The organism is Nitrospira sp. BLG_1 (genome assembly GCF_047338595.1).
Lineage (GTDB): Bacteria > Nitrospirota > Nitrospiria > Nitrospirales > Nitrospiraceae > Nitrospira_D.
The window spans coordinates 43,693-60,591 of record NZ_JBLFBO010000002.1; the positions used below are offsets into that span (position 1 = coordinate 43,693).

Below are 16,899 nucleotides of genomic sequence, written 5' to 3' on the forward strand. Positions count from 1 at the left end.
CCTTCACACACCGGCCTTAGCGTTTACAGCTTCTGGTGCGTGCCGTCGCAATAGGGCGGCGTCTTCGTGTGCTTACACTGACACAACGCCACTTCCTTGGTCTCATCGATGGTAAATTCCAGAGGCTCGAACCCAGTGCCTTCATGGGCTCCATCGCAAAACGGCTGGTCCCTCGATCGTCCACAGGTACACCAGTAATAGGTCCCTGCCTCCAAGGTCAGTACGTCGGGCTCCTTTGCTGCAATGCGTGGTTGTCCCATGAGTGCACCTCCCTTTAAATGGTTGAGGCTGGCTTGCGCGGCTGAGTATATCGTTTCAGGACTAACTTCGCACGTCCTCTTTCACGGTTTCCTTCGAGCACTCCCTCCTCTGGGACACATTGCGCAGCATTGTTCCCACGATTTGTGGTATTTACCTTGCTCCAAATTGATCCTGACTCATGTCATTTATGAAGCGCCTGTGCGTGTCAGAGGGGTGGCTGTGCAACCCAATCCCGTCTTCTTTGTAGATCTTGCCATCGTATTCCTAGCCGCCGTCGCAGGCGGCACTCTCGCCCGGATGGCCGGGCAACCGCTCATCCTCGGCTACGTCCTGGGCGGGATCGCTATTGGTCCCTTTACGCCAGGACCAACCATCTCAGAACCTCACGCCTTCGAGTTGTTTGCAGATATCGGGGTGATTCTCTTGATGTTCTCAATCGGGCTCGAATTTTCCATCAAGGACCTCGCGCGGGTGAGATGGGTGGCCCTAGCAGGCGGACTGCTTGGCATTCTGCTGTCGATCGGATTGGCCGTCGCGATGGGATCTCTGATCGGGTGGCCAATCACGCAAAGCATCGTGATCGGAGCCGTCACGTCCATCGCGAGCACCATGGTCCTTGTCCGTCTCCTTGTCGACCGTGGAGAACTTCGTTCAGTGCATGGACGGATCATGATCGGCATCGTCCTGGTCGAGGATGTCGCCGTCGTGGCGATGACCGTACTGATGCCGGCTCTCGGCGAATTTGACTCCGGACGGCTGCTGCTAATCGGTCAGGCCTTGGCAAAGGCCGTGCTCATTTTAGTGCCGCTCGGCTACCTGGGCGCCAAGGTGATTCCTCACATCTTGACGCACGTCGCCAGGACCCAGAACCAAGAACTGTTCCTTCTCGTCACACTCGCCATCAGCCTGGGAACTGCTGCGGTCACGCAGACGGTCGGATTGTCCCTCGCGTTGGGAGCCTTTCTGGCCGGCCTTATCATCAGCGCGTCGGAGTATGCGCACGAAACGTTGGCCCGACTGCTTTCGCTCCGTGATGCGTTCGTGGCACTCTTCTTTGTCACGATCGGCATTCTGATCGACCCACGAATCATCGTTGAGAACCTTGCGCTCCTTGCCGCGATGATCGGCTTGATTGTGGCCGGGAAGTTCCTGATCCGTGCCGGCATCGTGCGGCTGTCCGGATATTCCTGGGTGACGGCCATTCTCGTGGGGATCGGGCTCACACAAGTCGGTGAATTCTCGTTTGTCCTTATCCAGACAGCCCGGTCGGCAGGTCATATCGGCAGCGAACTGTACAACGCGACGCTTGCCGCCTCGCTCATCACGATTCTGATCAATGCGGCACTCGTTCGGTATGTGCCTGGGTGGATCGGTCGGAAACGGTTGGTCCGCGCTCAACTCGACACGTCACCCTGGCCCCCGGAAGGCGAATTACTCCATCAGCATGTCGTAGTCTGTGGATTTGGACGAGTCGGGAACTCGCTCGGAAAAGCGTTGGAAGCCTTTAATCTTCCGTATGTGGTTATCGACCGAAACCCGGACACCATTCGTCGACTTCAGGGTCGGGGCACTCCCTGCCTCTATGGTGACGCCTCGCACCGCGAACTGCTGGTGAAAGCCGGAACGGCAGACGCATCTCTGATTATTGTCGCGTTGCCTGAGATTGACTCCGCGGCACTCGCCGTCGGTCGCATGCGTGATCTCAGTCCCAAAGTTCCAATCTTGGCCCGCGCGCACGGACCAGCGGAGGCGGAACGACTCAGTGCCCTTGGTGTAACGGAGGTGATACAACCTGACGTCGAGACCTCAGCAACACTCATCCGACATTCGTTGAGCTGGTTCGGGATACCGAAGGACCGGATCCTGGATTATGTGGAGCAATACCGGCAGTCCATGGGAACGAAACGTCAATCGAGTTAATCAATCAGAACGCTGATGCATTACTCCACTTCGATCGTGACAACCGCTTCGGCACCCAGCGAGTCATGATTGTGACTTGCCGCCACAAGTTTGATCTCGTGCGTCCCTCGGGTAAGTCCTTTGACCACACCGGCAAACGCCCGTTGATATTCACCGTCTACATAACAATGGATGTGCGTCGCATCCGCACTCTTTGACAGCTTGTATTGCACTTGGACGGAATCCCCTTTTATCACCGCTCCCTGGATTGGGCTTACAATGGTGAGCCTGCTGCTTTTGCCATCAGCCGTCCAACCAATCGTGCTAGGCCCTAATGAGAACAGGCCAACCAGCACGGATATGACTACGACAATACGAATCATTTGCACCTCAGCAAATGATGATTAATCCTACTCTCCGAAGAACCGGTCACAAGTCAGAGTTTGCCCACCAGCTGTAGGCATGCACCCCTGCTGAAACTATAACTTCAACGCCTTGATCGGCGACACGACCGCCGCCGGATTGTTCTTCCACAGGGATTCATCCGCATCCACGTACAGCTCGACTTCGTTCCCGTCGGGATCTTTGATATAGAGACTTTGACTCACCGTGTGATCGCTCATCCCGTCGATCACAATCCCTGCTTGCTCCACCTCACGCTTCGCTTGACGCAGCTCATCGAGGCTGTCACCAACCTTAATCCCGATATGATAGAGCCCACGGCGACGGCCAGGAGGAGGCCCCGGAGCATCACCGACCTGAATCAACAAGAGTTCGTGATGAGTCCGTCCGCATGTCAGTGCAGCGGCAGCCCCGTTAAAGATTCGCCCCACTTCTTTGAACCCCAAGAGGTCTCGATAAAAACCGAGCGATCGCTGAAGATCGTTCACATAGAAGACCACATGGCCAAGATAATGCGCTTTCATTTGACTCACCCCTTATAAGGAAGCGACTGTATCAGTAAGGCTCTAACGCCGGCATGCGCGAGCACAACATCGGGGCTTCGCTGCAGAGCATCGTAGTATTGTCGAGCAAACCCCTCGCCCTCTTCGGCCGGCAGCAAAAGCCTCTGGGCAGACGCGAGTAGCTCTGGGATTTCATCGCGAGACGACCCTTCATCTGATTCGCTGAGTTCATCAAGCCTGGCAATCAATTGAGAGAGCGGGCGCAACCAGGCGAACCAGGCATCGTTCAACGCAAGTTGCAGAAACGCACCGTTGGAGGGAATTCGTCCGTGCACGCGCTCATAGGCGACTCGCTCATCATCGAGAAGGGCTTTGTGTAGACGAAGCAGTCCTGTAAACAGATTATCCAGAGGGGCGTCCCGCTTTCTTCGTACCTGCATCATGTCACTCATACCCCTCTTTTAATCGCTTATGACTGTTTCCCTGTATCATAATAGAACCGTTCGTGAACGATCTTGCCGTTCCTCCACGTGGCCACCGAAACTTGTTCAAGATGAACCGGTTGGCCATTCGTAGCAATGAAGTCCATGGCGGATTCATAGAAGGTCACGTTGTCGCCGACACCCGAGGCCGTGACCGTGAATCCTTTCCACTCTTTCACGCCGCTCAAGAACTGTTTTTCCCGCTCAATGTTCGCCGCGAGCCCTTTGGTTGGAGGATTGGCATTGTCCTGCATCACGGTGTCTTTGTCGTAAAACTCGCTCATGGCGTCGATGATTTTTCCTTGCCGGATGTAATCGAAGAGATTATTCAACCGCTGTTGCAGATCAGTCGTACTCATAATCGTTTCTCCTGTTGTGGGTTACGGGTAAAAGCTATTCCAGCCTTTTGCACTTCCTGATACGGCAACAGCCAGACCAGCGACTCATCGGACAGATCTCCGACCTGAATGCGATTGCCCCATGGGTCGCGAAAGTCGCAACGGAAATTCGGATGGAGCTTCAATTTGTATTTTCTCGTCAACTTCCGTCGAACCTCTTTGATCTGCTGAGCATCGCGGACCATCAGCCCAAAGTGTTTGGTGCGATCCGGCTGCAAGGTCTCGATTTCAAAAATCGCCAGAAATTGATGCTCACCCAGCTTGCACCAGACCGCGCCTTCCCCGCCGCGCAGCATCTTCAGGCCGAACACATCTTGATAGAACTTCGCCGCCTTCCTCGCATCTGTCACTTCGATCACGACGTGGTTACAGCCATAGACTTGAACAGCCATTACGCACCTGCCTTTCCGACCACCGAGCCGACTTCGATCTCCCTGAAAGCAGCTAAGAACTCCTCAGGAGGTTGTGCCCCAGAGAGCACAGAGGTTCCGTTGATCACGAAATAGGGAACCGCTCGAATCCCCAAACGACGACCTGCGGCTTCTTCCGCCTGTACCTCGTTGCCCCCCTCATCGCCAGCCAGAAATGCCTCAATTGCTGTTCGATCAAGCCCTACATCGGCTGCAGCTTGAGCGAGTGTCTCGACGTTTCCAATATCGCTACTCTCGACAAAATAGCGTCGAAAGAGCATCTCAACCATCTCATCCTGCTTACCCTGATGCCCTGCCAGCCAGATGAGGCGATGTGCGGCAAAGGTATTGGGCGTACGCGCAATCCGATCAAATGCGAATGGGATGCGTTCTGCAGTTCCTGCTGCCGCAACGTGGTCATAGATCGATTGAGCTGCCTCAGGGCCACCGAACTTCGCATCAAGGTACTGTCGCCGATCCATCCCGCTCTTCGGCATCGCCGGATTCAATTGAAACGGCTTCCAGGAAATCTTCACGGGCACAGAGCCATTCCATCCGTTGAGCGCCCGCTCAAGCCGTCGTTTCCCCACATAGCACCATGGGCAGATCACATCCGAGTAGACGTCGATGTAGAGTGCTCTGGCTTGGTCACTCATTCTTATCCATCCCTCTCTGTATTTCCTCTCCAACGAGATACGCTTCACATTTCACGAGTGACGCGTTCATGACAGATGTCCCATCTTGCCCGCCTTGTAATCCTCGACCGCCTGGACAAGTTCAAGTTTGGTATTCATGACAAACGGACCATAGCGCGCGATCGGCTCCCCGATCGGTTGACCGCTCAAGATCAATAGTCGGCTGTCTTCACGGGCTTCGATGACCACCGACGCCCCGTGCCGCTTGCACACAATCAACTCCGCCTCTCCGGCATCGCTCGAGCCGTTTGCCGACACCAGGCCCTGCAGCACGAAAAGAGCCGTGTTATGCCCATCCGAGAACGAAAGCTCCGCACGTCCGCCGGCTCTCAAGGTCAGATCATAGAGCTCGATAGGCGTCACCGTGCGGGCCAGCCCCTTATGCCCCTGGAATCTGCCGGCGATCACACGGAGATGACCTGCTCCGCCGACTAACTCCACGTTGGGAATCTGGGCATTCAGAATGGTCTGGTAGCCCGGCGCCGACATTTTTCTGGACCGCGGTAAGTTCACCCAGAGTTGGATCGCCTGAAAGGTCCCACCCTTCTTTGTCCAATCGGCCTCATGCAGCTCTTCATGCACGACGCCGGAGGCTGCCGTCATCCATTGGACATCACCCGGCCCGATCACCCCCGCATTGCCGGCAGAATCGCGATGGGCCACGGCTCCCTGGTACATGATCGTCACCGTTTCAAATCCTCGATGCGGGTGCTCACCGACACCGCGGGGATGCTCGGTCGGCTCAAACGCCTGTGGCCCCGCATAGTCCAACAAGAGAAACGGATCGACAGCCTGGTCCAGCTCGTTGCTTGGGAAGAGATTACGTACAGGAAATCCATCTCCGACCATATGAGCTGATCCTGGGCGATAGACTCCGAGCACCTCTTTAGGAACCAGCGTATTAGTTGTCATGATGCCCTCCTTGCTCCGCATCACTCATGCACGTATCTTCCGCACGTACCGAGTCGGCACCACGACCGTATTCGTCACTCGTCGTGTGCCCTTCGATCTTGAGTTCAAGGTCCATGTCCAAAGCTTCACGTTCCAAGTTCTCGGACAAGGTGAAGCCTGAGACGCGAAACCTGAAACCCCTGGCCAAGGCGCTTCACAAGATACACGGCCCAGACAGTTTCCTCACGAGTTCACATGAGGACTTCGGGCTACACCATCCCCCGCAGCGCTTCAGACAACGTGACGGTGCCCCGCATCAGCTTATTTGGAAATTCATACCCAATCTCGCCCTTCGAGAAGGCCGTATACATTTCTTCAAATAATTTCGCCGCCTCATCAGAAAACCCAAACGACTTGAACGTCGGCACCACAGCGGTCAGAGGTGCCTGTTGCGCCGTGACCGGCTTGCCCAACAGCTGACCCAGCACGACGGCCACATCAGTGGGGCTATATTCTGCTGGACCAGCCAGCTCCACGACTTGTTTCCCTCGTCCACCGGCGATGAGCTGCTCCGCTGCAATTCGACCGATATCTTTTGTCGAAATCATCGGAATCTTGGCTTGAGGAGCAATGAACGTCGGTAAGCCCCCCTGGGCCTTTGCCGCTCCGATGACCGGCGCCCAATTCTCCATAAAGTAGGGAGGGCGCAGAATGGTGAGATGCTTCGTGGCGCCTTCGAGTTTTCCTTCACCGTAATGCACCGCTCTGATGGGGCCTGTCCCACTCGCCAACTGCCCACCAACGGAAGAGAGATACACGACATGGCCAACCTCACTTTTCTTGACCGCCTCGGCTGCTCGATCCATGCGGAATTGTTGATCCGACAACCAGGCCGCCGCCCCATAGTTCGGGGGCACCATAAGATAGACGCCCGTCGCACCAGCAAAGGCCTGTGCAAGAGCCGAGACATCGTCCAGAGATGCCACAGCAACATCAGCACCTTTCGTCTTCCACGCGACGCCCTTGTCAGCCGAGCGGACGACAATCCGCACTACCTGCTTCTTATTGAGCAATGTTTCCACCACCGCGGATCCCGTATTGCCTGTTGCCCCTACGACCACAAACATGATGCCCCTCCCTTGTTTCCTGAACCTCACAATGACCAACATTTAGAGCTGCATGATGGTACCGGTGTCAGAGCTGGTAAACCACTTCACGTCACTATCACCCCTCTACCAATTCGCAACTTGCATTCCAGCTGGCTCACTCCAGCACGACACTCTCTATCTTGTTGGAATGTGTAGAGATTCGTGGGCTTGATGTCACCGGGAAGGAGACGAGTCCTCTCTGTCTGGTGTCGGCCGAACGGCACGGTGCCGAATGGTCGGCGCTGATATCTCGATCCTCTGCTACGCTTGACGAGGAGGAAGTCATGGCAGTAATTCGTATGCTGACCTGTCTATCAATCCTTGCGACGATGCCATGGATGTCTTTCCTATACCCTGCAAAGGCATCAGACGATCTCCCCCGATCATCTCGTGTTGGACCATTGGGAACTCCCCGCTTCTCATACGAACAGGTTTCCATCAGCACGCTGCTAGCATACCCGGATCGCTACCAGATGAGAGATGTCAGGCTGACCGGTACCATCACGGCGATGCAGACGGAAATCGTGACGAATCGGATGATCTGTGGAGCGGCTCACGAACGAACAGTGCTGACCGTTGAAGACAACAGTGGGCAGATTGAGGTGATCGATCAAGGAGCCTGTGGGAAAAATTTGAGCGCCCTGAAAGCGCCGATGGTCAAGGTCGGAGAACAGATTGATCTGCTTGTACAGATTATGGTGACGAAGAATCCGGAGTCCCGAGAAGCAGTAGTGGAAACGACGGTGCGGTTCCTGGACCGTGTACGATACTGAATGCCTTGCCGTAGCGGACTGTTACTCCCAGCCTCTGACTTCGTACCCTTTGTCCTTCAGACACTTCGTCACCGCGTCAGCGTAGGGAGAATCCGGTTCCAGTGGTTTGAATGTTCCACCGAGGAGTCCAACGATGAAGCCTAACCCGCTACCAGCGGCGGCTCCAATCGCAATTCCAGGCAATCCTCCGACTACCCCAGCCGATGCGCCGACCGCGCCACCCAACGTGAGACCCAACACCGCTCCGGTTGCCGCATTGGTACTTTGGTTAGTCCCATGCCGCAGTCCGGACTGTTCAGCTCGCTGCTGACAGGAGGCAATCTCCTGCTGAGCCACCTGCCTGCCGTGCATATGGAGTTGTTTGTTAGAACGTAACGTTGGCTGCGGTCCGGTGCAGGCCGAAACTGCGAGGAGCAGCAGCATGCTGATCAGTCGCTGCAAGGATCGATTGGCCACGACAGTCCCTCCGAAGGGTCAGCTCCCCTTTCATCACTTCTCACCCTTCCGAGGAAATGTCGAGATTATTTCAATTGTACACAGTTCTCTCATCATCCCTTCCCTGCAGACCAGATACGTGGACACCCAACTGCGCGCATTGTCCGAGCACTTCTTTTACCACTCATTCTTGGCTGGACGTTGAGGTTGTTTCCATTGCGCGCATCCATTCCTCTCCTTACTCTTTCACCCCATCCCTCTGGCCACTTACGGGAGGAGTTCCTCCTGCGCGCATGCATCGAGCACCGCCCTTAGGCTCAGGACTCATTAAGTTTAGGGTTCCCTCCGCCAATCAGCTGTGCTTCACTCAGGTCGGAGGTGGCCATGAGTGACGTGTTTCTGTTAACCACGCAGCAGTTGAACCGGATCAAGCCCTATCTCCCTGTCCCGCACGGTATCCCGCGCGTGGATGATCGGCGGGTGATCAGCGGGATCATCTCTGTGATCCGGTACGGTCTTCAATGGAAGGATGCTCCAAAGGCGTATGGGCCGTACAAGACGCTCTACAACCGGTTTGTGCGCTGGAGCCGGGCCGGGATCTTCAACAAGATCTTTCGCGAGTTGGCGCGGCAGCCCGGGCCCAGAGACGGCTTGATGATCGATGCGACTCATCTGAAGGCCCATCGCACGGCGGCCAGCCTGCTCAAAAAGGGGCAGGCTCTCGCTGTATTGGCCGCACGAAAGGGGGCCTGAATTCGAAGCTCCATGCGGTGTGCGACGATGTGGGCAAGCCGGTGCACCTGTTGCTGACCGCAGGGCACACCAGTGATGACACCGGCGCGAGATGCCTGCTGCCCAGTCTTTCCAATGCCACATACCTGATCGCCGACCGCGGTTATGATGCCGATTGGTTCATCGCCGCCCTCCGGAAGCAGGGCGTCACACCCTGCATTCCGCCACGGAACAACCGAACGACACGGCGTCGCTACAACAAAACCCTCTACAAACAACGCCACAACATCGAGATCATGTTCGGGCGGATCAAGGATTGGCGTCGGATTGCCATGCGGTATGATCGCTGTGCCCACACCTTTTTCTCAGCCATCTGTCTCGCAGCCACCGTCATCTTCTATCTGAAAGAATGAGTCCTGAGCCTAGTCTCAATTCCGATGACATCTCGTGTGCGCGATGCGCGAGCCCAGGAACTTCTCCTGTAGGTGGCCTCTCCCCCCTCACTGCCATCCTGTCACGTCATACCCCTTCTCTTGCAAGCAGCGATTAACGAAGCCGGTGTAAGCCTGGCTGGGCTGTGAAGGACCGGCAAAAGCATGAAAGAGGCCGGTTAAGAGCCCCCAAACCGCTCCGCTGGCTGCGCCAACCATTGAGCCCAGACCGGCCGACGCACCGGAAATCACTGCGCCCAAGGCTCCACTCGCCGCGCCCGCGCCGGCACCAACAGCCGTATTCGTCGCCACACGCCCTGCTTTGCCACTGCCTTCCTCCGCTCCGGCAGATTCCGCCAACTGTTTGCAGGTCTCGATGTCCTGTTCTGCCACCTCTTTTCCCACTGATTCCAAATGCTCGTTTGGATACAGCACCGGACGTGCACCGGAACAAGCCGAAAGCGTCAGCGCGACGAAGACGGCACTCAGCGTCATCCCCTTCATTGTTTCACCGCTCCTTTCGAGTCTTGTGGCAGCAAGCGAGCCACCAATACCTCTGCGGTGACTCCCCGGACACACAATCGCTTGCGTCGAGTCTCCGCTCCTCCTTGAATCTGAATCTGTGCTCGAGTGAGGGAACACCGGTTGGCGATAAAGCGGATCAGCTCTTCATTGGCGGCACCCTGAATCGGGCGAGCGGCGACACGGATCTTGATTGCATCTCCGTGTACTCCGACACATTCCGTTCGTGCCGCGTTAGGCTGAACATGCACGGTCAGGAGCACGCCGCGCTCACTGTCTCGTGCCAGGCAGGAGGTCCCCATGAGATAACGGATTCAGAAGATGGCTTTGACGAGTTCGAGAATCGCCCGCTGCATATCCGCATCATCGGTAATCGGACGGGCAATGGCCACATCACACGCTCTCGCGGCTGGAACGCCCTGCTTGATCAACGTCCCGGCATAGATCAAGAGTCTGGTGCTGACGCCTTCTTCCAAACCGTGGTTTCTGAGATTGCGGACTTTTTGGCCGAGCTTGACCAAATTTGCCGCAATCATTGGTTCCACTTCCGCTTCACGTTGAATCACTCGCGATTCGATGTCCGGAGCGGGATAATCAAATTCGATCGCCATGAAACGCTGCTTCGTGCTTTGCTTCAGGTCTTTGAGCACACTTTGGTATCCGGGGTTGTAGGAGATCACCAGCATAAACTCGTCGGCAGCCTCCACGATCTGCCCCTTCTTCTCAATCGGGAGCACGCGACGATCATCACTGAGTGGATGGATGATGACGGTCGTATCCTTCCTGGCTTCAACCACCTCATCGAGATACACGATGGCTCCGTATTTCACTCCGACCGTCAACGGCCCGTCCATCCAGACCGTCTCCTGTCCCTTGAGGAGATACCGGCCAACTAAGTCTGAGGCCGTCAGATCTTCATGACAGGCAACCGTGATCAGCGGTCGACCGAGCTTGTAGGCCATGTATTGCACAAACCGGGTCTTCCCGCAGCCGGTCGGCCCCTTGAGCATCACCGGCAGTTTTCGCTCAGCGGCGATGGTGAACAGCCCGACCTCCCCAGAGACCTCGGCATAAAAGGGCTCCTGTGGGACTCGATACTGCGCTATGTCGATTTCACGTGCTTGTTGCATGACTCCACTACCCTTGGTACAGATGACGACCTGAAATCAGCCAATTACAGCCGGTCAATGACGCATCACGATAAACGGAACAAAGTGCCAAGATCAAGTGAGGAGGGATGATATTGCGTTCAAATGCGAAAAAGAATGAAGATGACATAGGCTTTGACTCCCTCTTCCTTGCATTCTGCGAGGGAGGTATCCACATCGCGGCACGTGAAGGGCAGCATACATCATCATCTGGAGAGGACTGCCCCGTAGAACCTACTTGCGAACCTCCCAGACATGCTGGAAACCTTCCAACCTGCACAAAATCAAGAACGCCAGGTGGGCCTCTCAAGTCGCCATCGGGGCCATCATAGATATAGCTCCATGATGGCACATCTTGCCGGCGTATCACTTGCCATCAAACAACAGATCCAGCGATACCGTCTCGTTGGGCTTGACTGTGATCTTCTGCACCTGCGTTCCTACAATCGGATGCCACGCCTTGATCTGGTACGTGCCGGCAGGGAGGTCGGCCAGGGCAAACGAGCCATTACTGTCCGTTACGGCGTAGTAAGGATTGTCGATCGCATACCCCCAATTCTGCATGTACGGATGCATGCCGCACTGCATGGTGAACACTTTTCGCCCTTTCACCAACTGAACGATATCAGTCGTCCCGCTCGAGTTCAGTGCAGGGCGATGGAGGACGATATCGACTCCTGCAAGGTCGTAGGCATACCCCTGAATGTCATGGGCCACCGGATCTCGATTGACCACGGTAACTCGACGCTTGTCGCTGACCACGGTCACGAATGGCAAAAACTGGCACATCGTTGCTTCGACTTCAGCATCGGTGAAGGTAAACGGCTTGCCTTTTTGAATGTCCTCAATAACGATCACCACATCTTTAAGGCCGCCCTCCTGACTAACAGTAACTTCTTTCAGAAGGCGATGTCCGTTTCCATCTGACAGCTCCCCACAAAATGCACGGTCTGGGTAGCGGTGCAGTTTGAATTCTTTTGGCTCCGGTACCGAGCCCTTGAACGTGACCTTCCCCCGCACGATCGCGCCATCAGTCACGGTTCCGGACTCATAGGCCTCGGCGTTTTCCAACCATCCAAGGCTCAGCAGAGCTGATACACAGATCATCATCCACAGTCCTGTCCATGTCGCTGTTTTCATACTCCCCTCCGATTTTATAATTGCTGTCGCACAGTTACCGCCGGATCGGCTCTATCCGAATGACTGATCAGCTTGAGCGGAGACCGCTGGATTTTGGGTACTCACCAAACAAGTGTCGGGGTGGACTGTCATCCCAAGGCCTTAGAGCAATCGCAACGGCTGCACCGATTACCTAAACGACCGATGGTGAGGTGATCCTCCTGCCTCACAAAATTTCAGAAGCAACTCGTATGCCTGATGAAGCTGACACGACATCTACTGATTTTTTCAATGCCTTAGTATAGAACTGTGACAGGAGGAGAACATGCAAGACTCCAAGTAGATGAGAAACATGCAAACTTTGCACGGTGATGGTCGAGGTTTCGTCCCGCGTGATAGTGAAGTCCGGCATCACCACTTGCAACCAGGATGAATGCTGCGGCAGATACTTCCCGGGGGCGCCGTACGACAACGTGTGGTGCGTCACAAAAAAACAACGGAATCGAGAGAACATGAACCTGCTGATGAATCATCACCCACACACACGAAGGAGATGTGTCGGGCAGTCCTGACAAGAGCAAAACCTGACTCACCAAGGACCAAGGCATGAGGGACGAGCATCGAATAGCTCGATCAGAAGGCGATTCTGATCCACAGGAAACGGGCGAATGGTTGGACTCGCTCGAGTACGTACTCGAGCGACACGGCGTCGAGCGGGCCACCTATTTGTTCGAACGACTCCGCGACCGGTTGGGCGAACGTGGCGCCCAGGTCGCCCAATCGGTCAACACTCCGTACATTAACACGATTCCAGCCTCTCAACAGCCGCCCTACCCAGGTAACCTCGAACTAGAACGCCGAATTCGCAGCCTAGTCCGCTGGAATGCCATGGCGATGGTCGTCAAGGCCAACCAGCAGCGTCCTGGCATCGGCGGACATATTTCGACCTTTGCCTCAGCCGCCACCCTCTATGAAGTCGCGTTACACCATTTTTTACGGGGCAAAGCAGGACCCCAGGGCGGCGACCATGTCTACTTCCAGGGCCACGCTGCGCCAGGGATCTATGCGCGTAGCTTCGTCGAGGGACGCCTCCACGAGGAAGCGCTCTACCACTTCCGTGCCGAACTCGACCCCAAGGGGGGCGGCTTGTCCTCCTATCCACACCCTTGGTTACTCCCTGACTACTGGGAGTTTCCGACCGTCTCGATGGGCTTGGGGCCGATCCTGTCGATTTACCAAGCACGCTTCAACCGTTACCTACACGATCGAAGTCTTAAAGACACGAGTCAACAACGAGTCTGGGCGTTCGTCGGCGACGGTGAAACCGACGAACCGGAAAGTCTCGGCGCCCTCTCACTCGCCTCACGGGAACGGCTCGACAATCTCATCTGGGTCGTCAATTGTAATCTACAACGCCTCGATGGTCCTATACGTGGCAACGGCAAAATCATTCAGGAGTTGGAAGCGATCTTCCTCGGCGCTGGCTGGCGCGTCATCAAGGTAATCTGGGGCAGCGATTGGGACCCGCTGCTCGCGAAGGATGAAGAAGGCCTCCTGGTCAAGCGGATGGGCGAAGTGGTGGATGGTTGGTATCAAAAGTATGTGGTGGATGGCGGCGCCTTCGCGCGGGAGCATTTCTTCGGTGCCGATCCGCGACTGCTCAAACTAGTGGAACACTATTCCGACGAACAGATCCACAAAATGCTACGAGGCGGGCATGATCCGCGAAAACTCTACGCTGCCTACGAAGCCGCCGTGCAGCACAACGGACAACCCACCGTGATTCTGGCAAAAACGATCAAGGGCTACGGTCTTGGCGAAGCCGGCGAAGGACGCAACATCACCCATCAACAGAAGAAAATGAACGAACAGGAGTTACGGGAATTTCGCACGAGATTCAGCGTGCCGGTGCCGGACTCGGAACTGACGTCGACCCCGTTCTACAGACCGCCAGCCGACAGCCCCGAGGCCGCATACCTCGCCGAACGCATCAAGGCGATGGGCGGTCCCATTCCGGAGCGGCGCGTCAATGTCGAATCGCTCAAGACGCCGGCGCTCGACCAGTTTAAGGAGTTTCTTGAAGGATCGGGAGAGCGTTTGGTTTCCACCACCATGGGGTTCGCCCGAATGCTAAGCCGCCTGCTCGGCATGAAGGATTTTGGGAAATATCTCGTCCCGATCATTCCCGACGAAGCACGCACATTCGGCCTTGAGGCACTCTTCCGGCAATACGGCATCTACTCGCACGTCGGCCAACTGTATGAGCCGGTCGACAAAAGCTCACTGTTGTACTATTTCGAATCCAAAAACGGGCAAATTCTGGAAGAAGGCATTACGGAAGCAGGTGCCATGTCTTCGTACATCGCGGGTGGGACCGCTTACGCGACACACGGAATCAATATGATTCCGTTCTATATCCTCTACTCGATGTTCGGGTTTCAACGGATCGGCGACTTGCTCTGGGCGGCCTGCGACATGCGCACTCGAGGGTTCGTACTGGGCGCCACTGCCGGACGCACGACATTGGAGGGGGAAGGCTTACAGCACCAGGACGGGCAGAGTCATCTACTCGCCAGTGCCTACCCGACGATTGCGGCCTACGATCCGGCCTTCATGTTTGAGCTGGCGGTCATTCTTCAAGACGGACTCAAGAGGATGTACCAGGATCAACAGAGCCTTTCCTATTACATCACTCTGTACAACGAATCCTACCAGATGCCGGTGATGCCGCCGAATGCGGAAGAAGGCATCCGCGAGGGTCTGTATCGCTTGAGAGTCGCACCGGATCGTGCCAAGCACCGTGCACATCTCCTCGCAAGCGGTCCGCTGGTGAATGAAGCCCTACGTGCACAGAGCCTCCTGCAGGGCTACGGAGTAGCCGCCGATGTGTGGAGCGTGACGAGCTACAAGCAGCTGCGAATGAGCACACTCGAGACCGAGCGGTGGAATCTGCTGCACCCAGAAGACGTACCCCGCATAAGCTACCTGCAACGGACCGTTGAGCGGTTCGATGGCCCTTGCGTGGCTGTCAGCGACTATGTGCGCTTGGTCCCCCAGCAGATCGCGCCCTGGATTCCCGGTGGCCTCCTCACCCTGGGAACGGATGGATTTGGCAGGAGCGATACCCGTCAGGCGTTGCGGCGCTTCTTCGAAGTCGACGCAGAACATTTAGTCGTGGCGACACTCTACGCCCTATTTCGTCGGGGAGCCGTGTCGGCACACCTGATCATGCAGGCTGCACGGGATCTCGAGGTTTCGACCGATGGAGAGGCTCCTTGGCTCCGGTAAGCAAGGCTGACGCACTAAGAACGATTGGTAGGGATATGACATGAAAGTCGAGCTCCCATTTCTTGCGGAAGGTATCGAAGGCGGGGATGTCGTTCAGTTGTTGGTGCACGAGGGGGATCAAGTACGCGAGGGACAATCGCTGATTGAACTTGAAACCGAAAAGGCCACCGTGCCGGTGCCGGCACCCGTCGAAGGAACTGTCGTCCGTCTCCTCATTCAGCAAGGAGATCACGTGAAGGTCGGACAGGCGATCATTGAACTACAGGAATCTGAGGATAAAGCAAGAAAGGCGCAGACATCGGTTCCAGAGGAGTCGGCTGCCGTGGAACCGAATGCCGAGGCACAACGGGATCACCCGCAGGCCAGGCCGACTAGTCCAATACCGACACCTGAGCGACCGGTCGTGGATCAGAAACCTGCCGTGGTCAGTCGACCGCCAGCGGGTCCAGCTATCCCAGCCCCGCCATCAGTTCGCCGGCTCGCGCGGGAACTGGGCGTAGACCTTTCACAGGTCAACGGATCGGAAGCCGGTGGGCGAATCACGGCTGAAGACGTGAAAACCTTCGTGCGGGAACGGACCACGCGCGGCACCAAGCTGGGGATAGGGGGAAATATCTTTTCCACGCCCTATGGGTCTGAACGGCGAGAGCCACTTTCCTCAACCCGTCGGAAAATCGCGGCGAACATGATACAAGCCTGGACAACCATCCCACACGTCCATCAATTCCAGGATGCTGATATCACCGATCTCATGGCCCTGCATAAACGGTATGCCCCGGAATTTAAGAAGAAAGGCGCCACGCTGACGTTGAGCAGTCTCTTTGTGAAAGCTGTCGTCCATGCGCTGAAACTGTACCCGCAGCTGAATGCTACTCTCGATCTCACCAACGGCGAGGTGATCTACAAGGACTACTACAACATCGGCGTGGCGGTGGACACACCAGCTGGCTTAATTGTGCCGGTTGTTCAGCAAGTGGACCAGAAAGATCTTCTCCAAATTTCGCTTGAGCTGGCCGACCTTGCCGAACGAACCCGCAAGCGAGAGGTTAAGCTCGAGGAGCTACGCGGCGCAACGTTCACGCTCAGCAACATGGGAGGAATCAGCGCTGGTCCGTTCCTGCCGATCATTAATCCTCCGCAAGTCGGCATTCTTGGTGTCGGAAAGGCACGGATAACGCCGGTGTATCGGGACGGACAATTTGTGCCACGGCGAGTATTACAATTGTGCGTCGCCTATGATCACCGTCTGATAGACGGAGCGATCGGGGCACGCTTTACCAACGAGATCGTCAAAGTATTGGAAGATTTTCAGGGCATGTTTCTGGGGCTCTGAACGGGACGTGGTAGGGAGGGATCTCGTGA

General features: G+C 56.0%; 20 protein-coding genes. 6 read left to right on the forward strand and 14 right to left on the reverse strand.

What is annotated here, in order from left to right:
• Window positions 1-23 precede the first annotated feature (23 nt).
• Window positions 24-260: a CDGSH iron-sulfur domain-containing protein gene (locus tag ACMTNU_RS02350; RefSeq protein WP_413933592.1), complete on the reverse strand. Its 237-nt coding sequence runs from the start codon at window positions 258-260 to the stop codon at window positions 24-26.
• A gap of 199 nt (window positions 261-459) precedes the next feature.
• On the opposite strand from ACMTNU_RS02350, the gene ACMTNU_RS02355 reads away from it, so the two are divergent.
• Complete coding sequence (locus tag ACMTNU_RS02355; protein WP_413933593.1) at window positions 460-2,181, forward strand: cation:proton antiporter; 1,722 nt, start codon at window positions 460-462, stop codon at window positions 2,179-2,181.
• A 20-nt stretch (window positions 2,182-2,201) separates the two neighbouring features.
• Here the strand turns inward: ACMTNU_RS02355 and ACMTNU_RS02360 are convergent, their stop codons facing one another.
• The 7 genes from ACMTNU_RS02360 to ACMTNU_RS02390 all read right to left on the reverse strand — a co-directional run bounded on the left by ACMTNU_RS02360 (window position 2,202) and on the right by ACMTNU_RS02390 (window position 5,962).
• Complete coding sequence (locus tag ACMTNU_RS02360; RefSeq protein ID WP_413933594.1) at window positions 2,202-2,543, reverse strand: hypothetical protein; 342 nt, start codon at window positions 2,541-2,543, stop codon at window positions 2,202-2,204.
• 96 nt (window positions 2,544-2,639) lie between these two features.
• Window positions 2,640-3,086, reverse strand: a complete 447-nt coding sequence (locus tag ACMTNU_RS02365; protein WP_413933595.1) for a VOC family protein — start codon at window positions 3,084-3,086, stop codon at window positions 2,640-2,642.
• Window positions 3,087-3,091: 5 nt separating this feature from the next.
• Window positions 3,092-3,517 carry a hypothetical protein gene (locus ACMTNU_RS02370; protein WP_413933596.1) on the reverse strand — a complete coding sequence of 142 codons (426 nt, stop codon included), beginning with the start codon at window positions 3,515-3,517 and terminating at the stop codon, window positions 3,092-3,094.
• 17 nt (window positions 3,518-3,534) lie between these two features.
• Window positions 3,535-3,906, reverse strand: coding sequence for a SnoaL-like domain-containing protein (locus ACMTNU_RS02375; protein ID WP_413933597.1), 372 nt, complete (start codon window positions 3,904-3,906; stop codon window positions 3,535-3,537).
• Window positions 3,903-4,337, reverse strand: a complete 435-nt coding sequence (locus ACMTNU_RS02380) for a VOC family protein (protein ID WP_413933598.1) — start codon at window positions 4,335-4,337, stop codon at window positions 3,903-3,905. Before ACMTNU_RS02380 ends, ACMTNU_RS02375 begins: the two co-directional genes overlap by 4 nt.
• Window positions 4,337-5,011 carry a DsbA family oxidoreductase gene (locus ACMTNU_RS02385; protein ID WP_413933599.1) on the reverse strand — a complete coding sequence of 225 codons (675 nt, stop codon included), beginning with the start codon at window positions 5,009-5,011 and terminating at the stop codon, window positions 4,337-4,339. The genes ACMTNU_RS02380 and ACMTNU_RS02385 overlap by 1 nt, the downstream gene beginning before the upstream one ends.
• Window positions 5,012-5,077: 66 nt before the next feature.
• Entirely contained in the window at window positions 5,078-5,962 is an 885-nt protein-coding gene (locus tag ACMTNU_RS02390; RefSeq protein WP_413933600.1) for a pirin family protein, read from the reverse strand.
• On the opposite strand from ACMTNU_RS02390, the gene ACMTNU_RS02395 reads away from it, so the two are divergent.
• Entirely contained in the window at window positions 5,961-6,122 is a 162-nt protein-coding gene (locus ACMTNU_RS02395; RefSeq protein ID WP_413933601.1) for a hypothetical protein, read from the forward strand. The two genes, ACMTNU_RS02390 and ACMTNU_RS02395, sit on opposite strands and share 2 nt — an antisense overlap.
• A gap of 88 nt (window positions 6,123-6,210) precedes the next feature.
• Here the strand turns inward: ACMTNU_RS02395 and ACMTNU_RS02400 are convergent, their stop codons facing one another.
• Window positions 6,211-7,068 carry an NmrA family NAD(P)-binding protein gene (locus ACMTNU_RS02400; RefSeq protein ID WP_413933602.1) on the reverse strand — a complete coding sequence of 286 codons (858 nt, stop codon included), beginning with the start codon at window positions 7,066-7,068 and terminating at the stop codon, window positions 6,211-6,213.
• A gap of 305 nt (window positions 7,069-7,373) precedes the next feature.
• Between ACMTNU_RS02400 and ACMTNU_RS02405 the strand changes: the two genes are divergently transcribed.
• On the forward strand, window positions 7,374-7,862 hold the full coding sequence (locus tag ACMTNU_RS02405) for a hypothetical protein (RefSeq protein WP_413933603.1): 489 nt from the start codon (window positions 7,374-7,376) through the stop codon (window positions 7,860-7,862).
• 21 nt (window positions 7,863-7,883) lie between these two features.
• Here the strand turns inward: ACMTNU_RS02405 and ACMTNU_RS02410 are convergent, their stop codons facing one another.
• Window positions 7,884-8,318: a hypothetical protein gene (locus ACMTNU_RS02410; protein WP_413933604.1), complete on the reverse strand. Its 435-nt coding sequence runs from the start codon at window positions 8,316-8,318 to the stop codon at window positions 7,884-7,886.
• 363 nt (window positions 8,319-8,681) lie between these two features.
• Here ACMTNU_RS02410 and ACMTNU_RS02415 point away from each other — a divergent pair.
• Window positions 8,682-9,442, forward strand: a protein-coding gene (locus ACMTNU_RS02415) for an IS5 family transposase (protein WP_413933253.1) whose coding sequence is annotated in 2 segments (ribosomal slippage) — window positions 8,682-9,012 and window positions 9,012-9,442 — 762 coding nt in all. Because the reading frame shifts where the segments join, the coding sequence is not laid out codon by codon here.
• An 87-nt stretch (window positions 9,443-9,529) separates the two neighbouring features.
• On the opposite strand, the gene ACMTNU_RS02420 is transcribed toward ACMTNU_RS02415, so the two are convergent.
• The 4 genes from ACMTNU_RS02420 to ACMTNU_RS02435 all read right to left on the reverse strand — a co-directional run bounded on the left by ACMTNU_RS02420 (window position 9,530) and on the right by ACMTNU_RS02435 (window position 12,270).
• Window positions 9,530-9,964: a hypothetical protein gene (locus tag ACMTNU_RS02420; RefSeq protein WP_413933605.1), complete on the reverse strand. Its 435-nt coding sequence runs from the start codon at window positions 9,962-9,964 to the stop codon at window positions 9,530-9,532.
• The gene (locus ACMTNU_RS02425; RefSeq protein ID WP_413933606.1) at window positions 9,961-10,284 is read right to left on the reverse strand and encodes a DUF167 domain-containing protein; all 324 of its coding nucleotides are present in this window, start codon (window positions 10,282-10,284) and stop codon (window positions 9,961-9,963) included. Before ACMTNU_RS02425 ends, ACMTNU_RS02420 begins: the two co-directional genes overlap by 4 nt.
• A gap of 12 nt (window positions 10,285-10,296) precedes the next feature.
• Window positions 10,297-11,112 carry a CbbQ/NirQ/NorQ/GpvN family protein gene (locus ACMTNU_RS02430; protein WP_413933607.1) on the reverse strand — a complete coding sequence of 272 codons (816 nt, stop codon included), beginning with the start codon at window positions 11,110-11,112 and terminating at the stop codon, window positions 10,297-10,299.
• A gap of 384 nt (window positions 11,113-11,496) precedes the next feature.
• Complete coding sequence (locus tag ACMTNU_RS02435) at window positions 11,497-12,270, reverse strand: carboxypeptidase regulatory-like domain-containing protein (protein ID WP_413933608.1); 774 nt, start codon at window positions 12,268-12,270, stop codon at window positions 11,497-11,499.
• A 585-nt stretch (window positions 12,271-12,855) separates the two neighbouring features.
• Between ACMTNU_RS02435 and aceE the strand changes: the two genes are divergently transcribed.
• Window positions 12,856-15,537 (forward strand): pyruvate dehydrogenase (acetyl-transferring), homodimeric type, encoded by a 2,682-nt coding sequence (gene aceE, locus ACMTNU_RS02440; RefSeq protein WP_413933609.1) that lies wholly within the window; start codon window positions 12,856-12,858, stop codon window positions 15,535-15,537.
• Window positions 15,538-15,577: 40 nt separating this feature from the next.
• Window positions 15,578-16,870 (forward strand): dihydrolipoamide acetyltransferase family protein, encoded by a 1,293-nt coding sequence (locus ACMTNU_RS02445; RefSeq protein WP_413933610.1) that lies wholly within the window; start codon window positions 15,578-15,580, stop codon window positions 16,868-16,870.
• The last annotated feature ends 29 nt before the right edge of the window (window positions 16,871-16,899 follow it).